Source organism: Streptomyces sp. NBC_00083 (assembly GCF_026343295.1).
Classification (GTDB): Bacteria; Actinomycetota; Actinomycetes; order Streptomycetales; family Streptomycetaceae; genus Streptomyces.
The window spans coordinates 891,667-906,077 of sequence record NZ_JAPELY010000002.1; the positions used below are offsets into that span (position 1 = coordinate 891,667).

The following is a 14,411-nucleotide window of genomic DNA, read 5'->3' on the forward strand; positions in this document are numbered from 1 at the left end:
AACAGTGGCATCTCGTCGTGCCCTGCTGGCCTACGCATCCGTGCTGGCCACCGGGAGTCTCGTGCTGGGCGGCACCACGGCCGCACACGCGGACAGCGGAGTCACCGGCATCACCGTCCAGGAAGCTCACAACGACTGGACCAACAACGGCAAGATCGTCCTGTCCTTGACCGCGCCGAGCGCCGTCAAGGACGTCAAGGTCAGCCTGTACTCGATGGAAACCCAGCAGACCGTGGCCACGGTGGCCACGTTCGAGCTGACCGCCGGCACCGCCGAGAAGGGCACGTGGAAGAACCGCGGACGCATCCAGCTGCCGGACCTGGGCAGCTACCGCATCGACGTGTCCGCCTCCGACGAGGGCGGCGACACGCTGTCCGCCGCAGGTGTGGGCTATTTCTCCTACGCCGTGCAGACGAACATGAAGGACACGAAGGTCGACCGCACCACGGTCGACTACCAGCACCGCAGCGTCACCATCAGCGGTCACCTGATGGGCCAGTGGCCGGGTTCCGGCGCCGTCACCCCGATGGGCGGGCTGACCGTGGCGGTCAACTCGTACAGGGAGTACGCGGAGGTCACGACCGCCGCGGACGGCAGCTTCTCCGCCACGCTTCCGGTCACCGACCAGTACCAGAACCGCATCGAGGCGGCCTTCCAGTACGACCCGAACCACGTCTTCTACAGCCAGTCCTCCTCGAAGACCTTCCCGATCACGGTGAAGAAGACCGCCACCAGGATCGTCGAGACCCCGGGCGAGCGGAAGGTCCCGTTCAAGGGCACGGTGAACTCGACCAGCGCGACCCTGCTCTGGAACTCGCCCACCGGCTGGCAGCCGCTGGCCGACAAGACGATGGGCTCCAACTCCTTCGGCGACTTCGTCCAGCGCACCACGGACGCCGGTGGCAATGCGCTCTTCCCGGCGACCCAGCCGCTCTGGAGCAACTCCTCGATCGCGGTCGGCTGGTCCAGCGACGACCTGTTCCTGGCCGACGCCCAGGCGAGCGTCGACATCATGGTCGTGCAACCCGCCGCTTTCCGGTCCCTCAGCGCGACCCGCTCCGATGCCGCGACCGTCGAGATCGACGGCACCATGGGGTTCGAAGGCAACCTGACTCCGGCCACGATCCCGGTGAACATCCAGTACTCCGCCACCGGCAAGGGCGGCTGGACCACCGTTGCCACCGTGCCCGAGGCCGGCTGGAACGGTGAGGGCTACGCCTTCTCCACCACTGCCTCGCAGGCGGGGGCGGGTTACTGGCGTGCGACCTACACCGGCGCGCCGCAGTTCGAGAACGCCGTGAGCCAGGTCGTCTACGTCGCCGCTCCCTGACGCGCCCGTGGCACGGACGGTTGAAGGCGCTTCCGGCACTGAGTAGTTGAGGCTGCGCGGCGTGGGCCAAGGGAGCAGGGTGGCCCAGGTGGCCCATGCCGCGCGGCGTGGGTGTCAGGGGCGGGCGGCGGCTGGTTCCAGGTGGGCCGTCAGGTGTTCGAGGACCGCCCACGCCCCGACATCCTCCCCGTCCCCCAGCACATAGTGCACCGACGGCGCCGCATCCGCCCCCACCCGCACGGGCCGCAAGGCCAGCGGCGGCCGAAGCGCACGGTCGAGCCCCGCCGCACGTACTCCCTCCGCCCCCAGCGTGTACGACACCGGCACCGGCGGCGCCTCCAACCGCGCCGGTACGGCGAGATCGCGCCGCCCCCGCCGCAGCGAGACGAACATGTTGGCCAGGCCGTGCGATGCGGCCAGCGTCGTGGCCAGCGCCTGGATCGCGTCCAGCGGCACCGTCTCGTCCGCCCCGTACCCGAGCGTGAGCGTGGCGTCCGCGGAGACGCCCCCCTCGACGCGGGTCACCCGGAGCCCGGCGAGCGCGGGCCGCGCGGGGTCGCCGACGGCGAGGAGCTGCGTCGGCTCGGGCGCCCGCTCACGGGCCAGGTCCGTCAACTGCCGTGTGGACCAGGGAAGGTTGATGGGCTCGGCGGTGCCCCAGCCGGCCGGAGCCGAGCCGGTCAGCTCGGCCCAGGCAGCTTCCAGGGCGCGGCCGAGCGTCAGGTTCTCGTCCGCGTTGTGGAGCGTACGGAACGCCACGATCAACTGCCGCCCGGAGCCACCGGCATCCGCCCCGCCGGAAGCAGAGCCGCTCGGCGCCGCCCCGCCCGGAGCCACCCCGTCCCGCCCCCCGCTGAACGCCTCCGCCACCACCGCCCGTCCCGCCGCATCCCGCGCCGGTGCGAACGTGCCGTCCTGCCAGCGCAGCACCGCGCCGGACAGGCCGTCGTAGTAACCGCAGGCGGGGTCCTTCACCACCCATCGGTTGGGTGCCCCGGTCAGCGCCGTTCGCAGCGGGAGGCTGAGCCGCACTCCGGGCGGGGTCACGATCTGCAGGGCGCGGCGGCTCTCCACCGCGGCGCGCAGGATGTGCGAGAGCCACGCGGTGAGCGCGATGAGCGGACGGTCGCACATGACGACCGCCGTCGACTCCGTGAGCACGTCGACCGTCGGGTGCGCGCCGCCGCTGACGGGCCGTGCGCTCAGCTCGCCCTCCGCCGCCACCGGCACCACGTCCGTGGTCGCCGCGCCGGGCGGCCACGCGGCGCCGCCGAGCAGGGTCGTGAGCCGCCCCACGACCGACCCCGCGAGCCGTTCCGCCTCGGGTGCCGCCGTGGAGGCCCGCGCCTCCGTCCACCAGTACGGCAGCTCGGGCGGCGCGACGTCACCGCCCAGGAGGCGTTCGGCCTCGCCGGGCACCTGCATGAGCAGCGGCGCCTCGAGGGAGACGAGGGGTCGCCCGTCGGCGGTGCAGAGCTGGACCACCGCCCCGTCGTTGCCGGTGTCGACGGTGAGTCCGGGCCCGCCCGCGTACAGGCCGGCGAGCAGCGCCCAGGTGTCCGGCATCTTCGGGGTGAGGGCGATGACGTCCTTGGTCACGAGTGCTCTGCTTCTTCCGGCTGGTGCGCGAGGGCGGTCTGGACGAGCTGGTGGCGCCGGCCGCGGCGCACCAGGAAGCCGCGGCCCGGGGGCTGCGCGGCCGCGTACAGGCCGGGGAACAGCTGCCCCTCCGTGCGGTCGCCCGCCATCACGAGCGCGGTGGTGCCCGTCTCGCGCAGTGTGGTCAGGAACGGTTCGTACAACGCCCGCGAGGACCCCGCGACGCGGCGGGCCACCACGAAGTGCAGCCCGATGTCCTGCGCGGAGGAGATGTACGGCAGGAACGGCGCGAGCGGCTGCTGCCCCGCGGTGGTGAGGATGTCGTAGTCGTCGACGAGGACCACGATCCGCGGACCGCTGAACGAGGGCCCCTCCGGCAGCGCGTCGTGATCCACGCTCTCGTCGGGCAGCCGCTTCTCCAGCTCGGTGGCGATCCCCGCCGCGAGCCCCGCGCTGATCTTCGCGTTGTGCGCGTAGCCCCCGCGGTACGGCTCGGGCACCACGCCGCGCAGCCCGCGCCGCGGGTCGAACACCGCGAACACCAGCTCCTCGTCGCTGTAGCGCGCCGTGAACTGCTGGGCGATGAGCTTGAGCAGATTGGTCTTGCCGCACTCGTTGTCGCCGAGGACCAGCAGATGCTGGTCGTGCTCGAACAGGTCGAGGAGGACGGGGTTGAGCGCGTCCTGGTCGACGGCGATCGGGATCCGCTTCGGCTCGGCGGCCGGCGAGGGGAGCCGCTGCGCGGGCAGGCGGGTCGGCAACACCCGTACGGGAGAAGCGAGTTCGCCGTGCCAGGTGGCCCGTACGGTACGGGCCGCGTCCTCCAGGGCGGGTCCGAGGTCGGCCGCCGACGCCACCGCGTCGGTGCGCGGCAGCGCGGCCTGCGCGAACAGCTTGCCGTTGGTCAGGACCCGGCCCGGGGTGTCCAGGGCGAGCGTCTGCGACAGCTTGCGGTCGATCGCCGAGTCGGTGGGGTCGTTGAGCCGCAGCTCCAGCTGGGTGCCGAACATCGACTGCGTCGCGATCCGCACGTCGTTCCAGCGCAGCATGCCCGCCACGATGTGGATGCCGTAGCCGCTGCCCCGCTTGAGCAGGTCGGCCACCGCGTCGTCCAGATCGGCGAACTCGTCGCGCAGCGCCCCGTACCCGTCGATGAGCAGCACCACGTCGGTCGAGCCGAGCTCCGGCAGCCGGCCCTGCGCGCGCAGGGCGCGCAGCTGGTCCACGGAGTCGATGCCGTGGTCGCGGAACAGCTCCTCGCGAGCGGCGAGCATGGCCCGCACCTCGGCGACGGTGCGCGCGGCCCGCTCGTGGTCGGCGCGCCCCGCGATCCCGCCGACGTGCGGCAGTCCCGCGAGCGCGGCGAGACCGCCGCCGACCAGGTCGAGCCCGTACAGGGCGACCTGGGCCGGGGTGTGGGTCAGGGCGAGGGAGAGCGCGAGGGTGCGCAGCAGGGTCGTCTTGCCGGACTGCGGGCCGCCGATGACGGCCACGTGCCCGCCCGCCACCGTCAGGTCGAGGGTCCAGGGCCCCTGCCACTGCCGGCCGGGATCGTCGAGCAGCCCGAGCGGCACCCGCATCGGACCGGGCCGGTGGCTGAGCCTGAGCCCGTGCTCGGACACCTGGAGCGGGCCCGCCGCGGCGTCGAGGCTGATGGCGGCGGGCAGCGGGGGCAGCCAGATCCGGCGCACCGGAGGGGCGGCCGTCCGCAGCTGGTCGACCATGGCCGACATGACGGTCGGCCCGGTCTCGCGCTCCCGCATCTGCGGCTCGGCCGCCACCTCCGAACCGTCGCTGTGCGCGGGGGAGTTGAAGGTGGGGTACGGCCAGGCGAGCGGGGTGTCGTCCTGCTGCTCCAGGACGGCGGGGCCCCGGTAGGCGCCGGAGACGTACCCGGCCTTGAACCGTTCGTACGTGGACGTGTCGACCTTCAGATAGCCGAAGCCCGGCAGCGGCGGCAGATGGAAGGCGTCCGTGGTGTCCAGGACGGTGCGCGACTCGTCGGCGGAGAACGTCCGCAGGCCGAGCCGGTAGGACAGATAGGTGTCGAGGCCCTTCAGCTTGCCGCCCTCGATGCGCTGGCTGGAGAGCAGCAGATGGACGCCGATGGAGCGCCCGATGCGGCCGATCGACAGGAACAGGTCGATGAAGTCGGGCTTCGCGGTGAGCAGTTCACCGAACTCGTCGATCACCACGAACAGGTGCGGGAGGGGCTCCAGGTCGGGCCGCTCGGCGCGCAGCGCGGCGTAGTGCCCGATGTCGGCGACGTTGCCCGCGTCCTTCAGGACCTGCTGGCGCCGCTTGACCTCGCCGGCGAGGCTGGTGTGCACCCGCTCCACGAGGCCCGCCTGGTTCTCCAGGTTGGTGATCACGCCGGCCACGTGCGGCAGTTCGGCGAACGGCGCGAACGTGGCGCCGCCCTTGTAGTCGACGAGGACCAGCGCCAGATCCTCCGGCGGATGCCCGGCGACCAGCGCCAGCACCAGAGTGCGCAGCAGCTCCGACTTGCCGGAACCGGTCGCGCCCACGCACAGCCCGTGCGGGCCCATGCCCAGCTCGGACGATTCCTTCAGGTCGAGCAGGACCGGCTGGTGGCGATCGTCGAGCCCGATCGGCACCCGCAGGAACGCCCGCTCGCCGCGCGGCGCCCACAGCCGGTCGATGTCGAGGTCGGCGGGGTCGCCGATGCCGAGCAGCGCCGGGAAGTCCACGGGCCCCGTCACCGGGGTGCCCTCGGCCACCGACTCGGCGGAGAGCCGCAACGGCGCCAGCATCCGCGCGAGGCCCTCCGCTCCGGCCGGGCTCATCTCGTCGGACAGGCCGTACGACAGGGCGGGCCGCGGCGCGGCGGGATCGCGCAGATCCTCCACCGTGATCCGGTCCCCGTCCACACTGATCCGCACACTGACTTGATCGGGCTCGTGCACCTGCTGCTCCAGGAGGTGCAGCACCGTCACACCCATGTCGGTGAGCCCCACCGCCGCGTCCGGGCGCGGCAGTTCATCGGCGGGCAGGCCGTACTCGTCGCTCACCACGAGCAGCCGGTCGATCATCAGGAGCGCGTCACGGTCCGACAGACCCCGGCGCACCTCCGCCGCGTACGAGGCACGGCGGCGCAGCTCCGTACGCATCAGACGGGCCAGCTGCGGCATGCTCGGCGCGATCCGCCGCGCCGCGACCGGGCCGTCGCTCTCCAGGGCGTCCAGGACGTGGGGCAGCCACTTGGCCCATGCCCACTCCTCCAGCCGGTCGCCCGGCACGGCGAGCGCGATCGCCAGATCGTCCGGCGCGTGCGTCACCGCCGCCTGCGCGAGCAGCGCCCGTGCGACCCGCAGCACGCCCTCGCGGTCACCGACCACGCTCACGTTGGCGGCCCGGTCGAGCGGCACCGTCAGCGGCGACTCGGTCGACGTGGCGTACCGGGCCACCAGCGCCCGCGCCTCGTTCAGCATGAACGGATCCGGCGGCGTCAGAACGCCCTGCGTGCTGTTCTGCCCGATCGACAGGTCCTGCGTCGGTACGGTGCCGGTGCCCACCCGCACCCGCAGGAAGTCGTTGTCGCCACGGCGCCGCTCCCACAGCCGCGCGGGATCGCGCACCAGGTCGTACAGCGCCTGCGGCGGCGGGTTGAGCAGCCGGGCGCGGAGCCTCGACTCCCGCTCCACCGCGCCCAGTTCCTCGCGCTGCTCCTCGAGGTACTCCAGATAGCGCTCGCGCTGGGTACGCCGGGTCCGCTGCGCCTTGCCCCGCTGGGACAGGAACAGCGCGACCGCGCCGAGCAGCGCCACCACCAGGACGATGGCGCCGAGCCCCGCGAACTGGCTGTTGCGGATCACCGTCATCATGATCACGGAGCTCATCACTCCGGCCATCGGCAGCAGCGCGGTCGCCGCCGTGCCGGTCTTGCCCTCGGGCAGGTTGGGCGGCGGCTCCACGGCACGGGGCGCGGCGGGGCCGCCCGGCCGGGTCGAGCGGGCCGGGCGGTGGATCTGGTGCAGCGTCATCGCGCCCTCACCGCCCGCTCCATCGCCTCGGCGGCCAGCGCGACGGCGGCCTGGCGGGTGGCCTGGCCGAGCAGTGCGGTCTGGATGGGGCCTCCCTGGGCCAGATGCCGGTCGTAGGGGACCGGGAGCACGGTGACGCCCGCCTCCCGCAGGTGCGCGGTGGCGGCCTTCAAGTCCAGTGTCATGTCGGGCGAGTTGGCGGTCAGCGCCACCACGGTGGTGGCGATCGCCGCATGCGGAAGGTGGGCGAGCCAGTCCAGGACGACCCGGGTGCCGCCGACCCCCTCCGCGGTCATCGGGGCCACCACGACGCGGGCGTGCGCGGTGTCCATCGCGGTACGGGCCACCTCGCCGGGCAGCGTCTCGCAGTCGACCACCGTCACCGCGAAGTACCGGCGCAGCGCCAGCGTCACGGCGCGGTAGGTCCGCATGCTCATCGGCGCGCCGAGGCGGCCCTGGCTCGCGGGCAGCAGCCAGCCGCCGTCGGTGATCGGCACGAGGTAGCCGGTGACGTCGGTCAGCTGCATCGCGGGGGTGAGGATGCCGGCGAGGTCGGCGCAGGACCAGCGCACCGACTCGGCGCCGAGCCGCACCGGCAGCGTGCCGAGCGCGCCGTCCGCCTCCAGGGCCAGCACCGGATCGTGCCGGTAGTGGTTGAAGCTCCGGGCGAGCAGCGCGGCCACGGTGGTCTTGCCGACGCCGCCCCTGATCGAGGTGACCGCGATGACCCGGCCGGTCGTCACGGGCTGCTGCAGCTCCCGCCCGATCCGCGTCTCCTCGGCCACGTCCTGCGACGCGGACGCGCCGAGCCTGCGCACCGATCGCCCGGCCCGCTTGCCCACCGAATCACCGTGCACCGCCTTGCCGAGCGCCACCGCGAGCCGGGGATCGACGGTGGGCACGGACTCGGGCGCGGCCATGGGCACGGCGGCGTCGCGCCCGCCGGGGATGCGGAGTTCGGGGAGGGTCGCGGGGCGGGGGTTCTGGCGGGGGGTGCCGGACTGCCGCGCCCCCGGCACCGGCTGGAGGTCACCGCCCGCGGGAGCACCGGCCCACCCCGCGCCGGGGTACCGGGGGTCGGGGGCGGCCTCGGCCGCAGGGGGCCCGGGGGCGTACGGCGCCTGGGCGGCGGGGGGTTCGGAAGGGTGCGGCGCGTCAACTCCCGCACCCGGTACGTGCGGTGAGCTCCCGGCGTCGTCGCCGCTGCCCCGGGGCTCGTACCGGCGTATCCGGAACGTCCCCTCGGCCGGGCCGTCCGAAGCCGGCCCGGTCGCCGGTGGCGCGGCGGGGGAGCCGTCCCCGGCCGCGCTCGGGTACGCGGTCGTCCCGGCGGACCCCTGGGGCGGATCCGTCTGCGGGGGCGCGGCCGGCGCCGGGCCGTCCCCGCTCAGCTCGCGCAGCACATCGCGCTGCCAATCCTCGCCCACAGCCATACCCCGACCTCTACGCATACCTACGCGAACGTGCCGAGCAGACGCCCGTACACCTCGAACACCCCGAGCACCAGCGGGAACAAAGCGATCACGCCGATCGATTCCAGTGCGTCGCCGAAGCGCCGCAGCCGCACCCGTACGTGGTCGGCGGGCTGGATGACGAGGACCGCGACCGGCGCCACCGCGAGCACCACGAGCAGGGCCAGCGGTCCGAAGGCGGCCGTGTGGTCCCACCAGACCCAGGCGAGGCGGCCGGCCACCGCGGCGGCCGCGGCGAACAACCCGACGACCTCGGCGACCAGCGGGTAGGCCCGCGCGCGCAGGGCGAGCACCACCGCGAGGACCGCGGCGAGCGGCACCGTCCACACCGTGGGTGTGCGCAGCGCCAGGATCCCGGCGGCCGCCGCGCATCCGGCGACCACGACGGTGGCGAGGGCGAGACCCCGGTGGGTTGCGGCGAGCGCCGTCGACACCTGGTAGCGGCTGACCGAAGCGCCGCTGGAGCGGCGGTCGTCGAGGCCGGAGAGCCCGGACGCCATGAGGGCGAGTCGGGGCAGCACCCCGAGCGCAAGGACCGTCACGACCACCACGATCGCCCCGGCCCGCGCCTGCCCGACGGCCGAACCCGCCCCGGACTGGAACGCGATCACGGCCTCCCAGCAGATCCCGCCGCCGGCGACCGCACCGGCCCCGACGAGCCCGCCCCGCCCGAGCGGTGAGAAGAGGCCGAGGAGCAGCAGCATCATCGTGAGGGCGCCGGCGACCGCGCCGAGCCGGACCCCGCCCGGCCAGCCGTTCGCGTCGGCCAGTGTCCACGCGCCGAGCACGGCGAGCGCGCCGCCCGTCACGATCAGGGTGGTCGCGGGTCCGCGCTGCCCGGCGCGGGCGAGCACCGCCCCGGCGAGCGCGCCGACACCGGCGACGGCGAGCAGCACCGCGCCGACCCCGGACAGGGCGAACTCCTCGCGCGCCAGGACCCCCGCGGCCAGCGCCCAGCCGACCGTGGCGAGCCCGGCGACGGCCCGGCGCGCGGCGGGCCGCCAGCGCCAGGCCCGTACGTCGAGATCGTCCGCGGCCTCGTCCGTGACGTCGTGCACGACGGGCGCCGACGGCGCGTCCTCGGCCCGCACGAGACGCAGCACCGCACCGTCGGGCACCCCGGACGACGCGAGCGTCGCGTCCTGGGCGAGGACCGATCCGTCGGACGTCGTCAGATGGCGCAGCATCGGCCGCTCACCGGGAGCGTCGCCGAGCAGCCGCATGATTTCCGGCAGCAGCAGCCCGATGGGCTCTTCGGACGGCAGAACGAGATCGACTCGACGCTGTTCACCTACCAGAGTGACCCGGCTCAATGCCGTACGGCTCACCGATCCCGTTGCTATCACGCGTGCGAACCTATCATCGGGCCGAAGACTTCACGGCGGGCGAAGAAGTGGAGGAAGTCGAGGAAGAAGCGGCCGGAGAACCGGACGTCGACGGAAGGGACGTCGGCTGAACCGAAGTCCCGTACGGCGTCTTGCCGATGAGCTTGTGCGAAATGAACGACCAGCCCACGCACCCCGCGCACAGCACCGCCGCGATCACAATTCCGGCGAACAGCTTGCCGAGCCGTTCGTCGACCGAACGGCGCCCGCGCTGCCCCCCGAAGAGAAGGGCATCGCGCAGCCGCCGGCGCCGTACCGAAACCGACTCCAGCAATTGGCTGTCATAGTCCTGCGCGGCAGTCATGCCCGGCCCGTCCCCTTTCGGATCTCATGACGGATCACGTGATGGATCACGTTACGGATCACGGTCGTTCGCGGAGCTTGGCGGTCACCGCGGCGACAAAAGCGTCCGCCTCGGCCTCGGTGATCTCCACATGGTCGATCTCGTTGTGGCCGAGTTCGTAGAGCCGGAGATACTCCGTCGGCTCCCAGCGCAGATTGCGCGTGAAAGCCTCGTCGTACGCCACTCCGTCGAGAAAACGCCGCCGGACGATGCCGCGCGGACTGCTCCGCGGATAGCCGTCGCCGATCTTCGCGTAGTACGTGACGGGGGGCGCCGCGGGGTCGATCACCCGCACATCGGCGCCCCGGCCGTTCAGCCACAATTCGAGCTCCCGGCCGCGCACTTCACCGCGCTGCCCGGCGCTCTCCACGGTCATCGGCCCGAACACCGTGCCCGAAAGCCCCTCGACGACGGTGTGTTCGTCGACCACGACACTGAACGACGTCTCCCGGACGGAGGCCCCGCCGAGGTCGGCGCCCTGAAGGAGCGTGCCGAGCAGCGCGGCGCCGTCGAGCCGGGCGCCGCGCAGCGAGGCACCCCGGGCATCGGTGTCGGACAGCTCGGCGCTGCCCAGGTTGGCGCCGTCCAGCTTCGCTCCGCGCAGGGACGCCTCGTCGAGGACGGCCTTGACGAGGCCGGCCTCGGTCAGGTCCGCCCCGTCGAGCACCGCGCCTTCCAGATGGCACCGGTAGAGGTCGGTGCCCACCAGCACGGCGTCCCTGAGCACCGTTCCGGTCAGCATGCCGCTGCCGAGGTCGGCGCCCGACAGATCGGCGGCCGTCAGATCGAGCCCGTCGACCCCGAGCAGGGAGTCCGGCCGCCCGGCCCACTCACGGAGCGCCGCCACGGCCTCCGCGTCCTTCGGCAGGGCCCGGACGATCCGCTGCCCGCCTTCGTCACGGATACCAGACAACCCGATCACTCCACCCATGGTCTTCGACAATTGCCCTGACATCGTCAATGGCGGCCTGATCGGCATTGCGCATGTCCAGAATGACCACGCGCTTCCTGTTCACGATCTGGTCCTCCAGTTTGCGCACCCAGCTCCCATTGTTCGCGGGATCGTACGCGCCCTTGAACGGCAGCGACTTGTCGCGAACGTTATTGAGGGGAGGCCAGTCGGAGTGTACGCCCTTAATGTCGTAGAACTCTCCGGCGCTCGGTGAATACAGATCGCCCTGATTCGCACCCGGCGGGCGCTGAATGTCCGAGGGAACCTTCCCGCTGTCCCGCATGTCGAGGGCGATCCGCGCCTCGTCCATCTCGGAGGGCTTCACCTTCCCCTTGTGATCGGGGTCCTGCTTCAGCACGTCGAAATCGTGCGCGTACTTCTGCTCAAGCGCCTGGAGATGCGCGTCGTGCACCGTGCGCTCGGCGGGCGTCAGCTCCGGCGGCGGCCCATTTCCGTGGACGGACGCGGGACCGTGCTGACCGTGGTCGACGTGCGGCGCATCCGGCAATGCCGAACCGTGCGGCTCGTGACCGAGATCGATGTGGAGATCCCCGGCCCCGTGCGGCACCGGCACCTTCCCGAACAATTCACTCTGCTCGGCACGGATGGCGGCGAGTTCGTCGTGCGAGATCCCGGGCAGCCGCTCGTGCTCGTACAGGACGTGGCCGTCCATCTTGGCCGTGAAGCTCTCCGGGGTGTGGAACTGCACCTCGAAGACCTGACCCGAAACGGGGTCCCGCCACGTCGAGTTGATGCCTTTGTAGCCCGCGCTGTCCCACGTGTTCTTGAACGTGACGTTCTCGAACCCACGGCCACGGAAGTCGTCGACGGCCTGCTGCACGCCGTGCGCGTAGTCCTTGGCCGGCAGCTCGACGGTGTAGCGGAGCGAGTCCTTGACGTTGGCGAGCGCGTCCTCCGGCCGCAGCATCGGGTCGTCGTGCAGCGCGGTCGCGATCTTCCGCTTGAGGGAGTCCTCGCCCTTCATGCGGTATTCGAGGCCGTTGAGCTTGCCGTGGTCCACCCGGTCGGCCGCGGACTTCACCGCGTCGGTGATGCCGGGCTCGGCGGTCGCGGCGTGGTGCATGAACTGGTCGGCCGCCGCGTTGGAGTGCGGATCGAGGTGCAGCCCCTGCGGGCCCTCCCACGAACCGTCGGGCAGATTGCCCCGCGGCTCGCCCGGCCCCTCCGGAAGGTGGGAGCCGCCGTTGCCCGGAGGAGTACCGGCGTCGTCGCCGCCGCCGGTGCCGGAGCCCGTGCCGGGCTCGCCCGGGTGCGTACCGCCGCCGTGACCGCCGGTGCCCGTGTCGCCGTGACCGCCCGTGCCGAGGTCGCCGTGCGGGGCCGGAACGGAGTTCTGCGGACCGCCGGTGCCGTGCGGGCCTGCCGGGGTCTCGTGGCTCGCGGTGGCCCCGAGGTCGTGGGCCGCGCCGGGGACACGGCCGGGCACGGTGGTGTCGCCCGTGTGGACGCCGGCGTGCTCGGCCGGGTGGGCACCCACCAGGGCGGGCTCGTGCGGCAGGGTGCTCTTGAGGCGGGCGATGTCGTCCGCGCTGAGTTCGACCTTGGCGGTCGAGACGGTGCCGTCGGGCTTGTAGACCTTGCCGTCGTCGAGGTTGAGCCGGCTGCCGCTGGGCCACTCGATGTAGTTGCCCTTGACGACGGGGACGTCCGCGGTTTTCGGGTATGCACCGTCGAAGTCGAACTTGCCGCCGTTGGCGAGGATGCCCGCGTAGTGGCCGTTGGTGATGTTCTTGAGGTTGCCGAAGAGGTCGCCGACCTTGATGACGCCGAACTTCCCGGCCTTCGCCACGTACGTCATGGGGTCGACGACCTTGGCGACCTTGCCGGTGACGGAGAGGACCTTGGCGACGGCGCCGCCCTTGGCCGCGCTGCCGGCGCCGCCGGTGAAGACGGTGGTCAGGACGTTGAAGGTGACGCCGCCCGCGGCCCGCGCGGGGTTCTTGCCCCACTCGTCCCAGGCGACCAGCGCCTTGCCGGTCTCCTTCATCGCCGTACGCGAATCCCGCAGCCAGCTGGGGAGGTTCTTGTCGGGGACGGCCCAGTACGCGGCGGCGAAGGGGGTGGCCGAGATGGCGAGCCCGGTGGCGAGCTTGGCCAGACCGGTCCAGGCCTGGCCCGCCTTGTCCCAGCCGTCGGTGCCGACGAGGGTGCCGAGGCCCTTGATGGTGCCCCAGATGCCGTCGACGATGAACCCGTCCCACACGAACGACTTGGTCTGCTCCCACAGCCACCGGAGCCCGGTGTACTCGCGCTCGGCGTGCCCTCCCCAGGGGGTCTCCTCGGCGTGCTGGAGCGCGTCGGCGGAGTAGCCGTACATGCCGGGCTTGTGGCTGCCGTCGTCGACGGTGAGCTTGCTGCCGCCGACCAGTGCGGTGATCTTGTCGTGGCAGGCGCGCTCGGCGTCGGTGAACGCGGCGATGGTGGCGCCCACATCGCTCATGAGGCGCTCGTTGTGGTCGATCTTCGACTGGTCGCGGCGCCAGTGGTCGTCCCCGGCGATGCTGTCGGTGAAGGCGAACGCCTCGGTGCGCAGGTTCTGCAACTTCGTTACGAGCGGGCGGACTTGGGTCTCGTACTCGGTGAGCGCGGTGGCGGCCTTCTCCAGGTCGTCGGCGAAGTCGTCGGCTTTCGTCTTGACGGGGAGTGTGGTCGCGAAGAGCTGGTCGGCCTCGGGTGCCTGGTAGCAGGCGGACAGTCCCTGGAACTCCTTGTGTACGTTCGCGCCGCCGTCGCGGAAGTCGCCGGCCTGTTTGGTGAGGGCGGCGGCGTCTTTGGTGAGCTGTTCCAGGTTGCCGGTGAACATGGGGATGCCGCCGGGCTCGATGACGTCCTTGCTCACTTGTGGGCCTCCGGCTTGGGTTCGACCGGTTTGCCGTCGGGGCCGAGTTCCTGGCCCTTGTCGTTGACGACGGGCTCCTTGACGGCCTGGCTCTGCTTGTTGGCGGCCATGTCGAGGTCGCCCTTCACGTACTCCGTCGTCGCGTCATAGGCGCCCTGGAGCGAGTGCTGGGTGCGCACCGCGATGTAGCCGAGCTCCTGCGCCTTGTGCTGCATGAACTCGCCGAGGGCGCCGCCCACCGGGCCCATCGGGGCCTCACCGCAGGTCGGCCCCGAGATCGTGCCCGCCGACGTCGCCGCCGACTTCAAGCTCTCCTGCATGGCGGTACCGGCCTTCGACATGGCCTCGGCCGCCGTACCCGTCTTCTGTAGCACGCCCGAAACCCCGGACGGTTTGATGTCCCACGCCGACACGAAGCGGCCCCCGTTCCCAACTCACTTGCCGCACACACTGCGTACCGCTGTCA

General features: G+C 72.3%; 9 protein-coding genes. 1 reads left to right on the top strand and 8 read right to left on the bottom strand.

Annotated features, from left to right (window positions below):
* Positions 1 to 4 precede the first annotated feature (4 nt).
* A complete protein-coding gene (locus OOJ98_RS20485) occupies positions 5 to 1,330 on the top strand; it encodes a hypothetical protein (RefSeq protein WP_267056381.1) in 1,326 nt (441 codons plus the stop codon).
* 114 nt (positions 1,331 to 1,444) lie between these two features.
* On the opposite strand, the gene OOJ98_RS20490 is transcribed toward OOJ98_RS20485, so the two are convergent.
* Genes OOJ98_RS20490 through OOJ98_RS20525 form a run of 8 tightly spaced genes read right to left on the bottom strand, consistent with a single transcriptional unit; the run spans position 1,445 to position 14,358 of the window.
* On the bottom strand, positions 1,445 to 2,929 hold the full coding sequence (locus OOJ98_RS20490) for a DUF6177 family protein (RefSeq protein ID WP_267056382.1): 1,485 nt from the start codon (positions 2,927 to 2,929) through the stop codon (positions 1,445 to 1,447).
* Positions 2,926 to 6,933 (bottom strand): type VII secretion protein EccCa, encoded by a 4,008-nt coding sequence (gene eccCa, locus OOJ98_RS20495; RefSeq protein ID WP_267056383.1) that lies wholly within the window; start codon positions 6,931 to 6,933, stop codon positions 2,926 to 2,928. The genes OOJ98_RS20490 and eccCa overlap by 4 nt, the downstream gene beginning before the upstream one ends.
* Complete coding sequence (locus OOJ98_RS20500; RefSeq protein WP_267056384.1) at positions 6,930 to 8,366, bottom strand: hypothetical protein; 1,437 nt, start codon at positions 8,364 to 8,366, stop codon at positions 6,930 to 6,932. The genes eccCa and OOJ98_RS20500 overlap by 4 nt, the downstream gene beginning before the upstream one ends.
* A 20-nt stretch (positions 8,367 to 8,386) precedes the next feature.
* Positions 8,387 to 9,751, bottom strand: coding sequence for a type VII secretion integral membrane protein EccD (gene eccD, locus OOJ98_RS20505; protein WP_267056385.1), 1,365 nt, complete (start codon positions 9,749 to 9,751; stop codon positions 8,387 to 8,389).
* A gap of 13 nt (positions 9,752 to 9,764) precedes the next feature.
* Positions 9,765 to 10,094, bottom strand: a complete 330-nt coding sequence (locus tag OOJ98_RS20510) for a hypothetical protein (RefSeq protein ID WP_267056386.1) — start codon at positions 10,092 to 10,094, stop codon at positions 9,765 to 9,767.
* A gap of 58 nt (positions 10,095 to 10,152) precedes the next feature.
* On the bottom strand, positions 10,153 to 11,046 hold the full coding sequence (locus OOJ98_RS20515; protein ID WP_267056387.1) for a pentapeptide repeat-containing protein: 894 nt from the start codon (positions 11,044 to 11,046) through the stop codon (positions 10,153 to 10,155).
* Positions 11,030 to 13,945: a hypothetical protein gene (locus tag OOJ98_RS20520; RefSeq protein WP_267056388.1), complete on the bottom strand. Its 2,916-nt coding sequence runs from the start codon at positions 13,943 to 13,945 to the stop codon at positions 11,030 to 11,032. The genes OOJ98_RS20515 and OOJ98_RS20520 overlap by 17 nt, the downstream gene beginning before the upstream one ends.
* The gene (locus OOJ98_RS20525) at positions 13,942 to 14,358 is read right to left on the bottom strand and encodes a DUF6507 family protein (RefSeq protein ID WP_267056389.1); all 417 of its coding nucleotides are present in this window, start codon (positions 14,356 to 14,358) and stop codon (positions 13,942 to 13,944) included. Before OOJ98_RS20525 ends, OOJ98_RS20520 begins: the two co-directional genes overlap by 4 nt.
* Positions 14,359 to 14,411 lie beyond the last annotated feature (53 nt).

What these genes read in the sequence shown, in the direction of transcription:
- eccCa (WP_267056383.1), bottom strand. Translation starts at nt 6,933, where the DNA reads ATGACGCTGCACCAGATCCACCGCCCGGCCCGCTCGACCCGGCCGGGC.
- OOJ98_RS20500 (WP_267056384.1), bottom strand. Translation starts at nt 8,366, where the DNA reads ATGGCTGTGGGCGAGGATTGGCAGCGCGATGTGCTGCGCGAGCTGAGC.
- OOJ98_RS20510 (WP_267056386.1), bottom strand. Translation starts at nt 10,094, where the DNA reads ATGACTGCCGCGCAGGACTATGACAGCCAATTGCTGGAGTCGGTTTCG.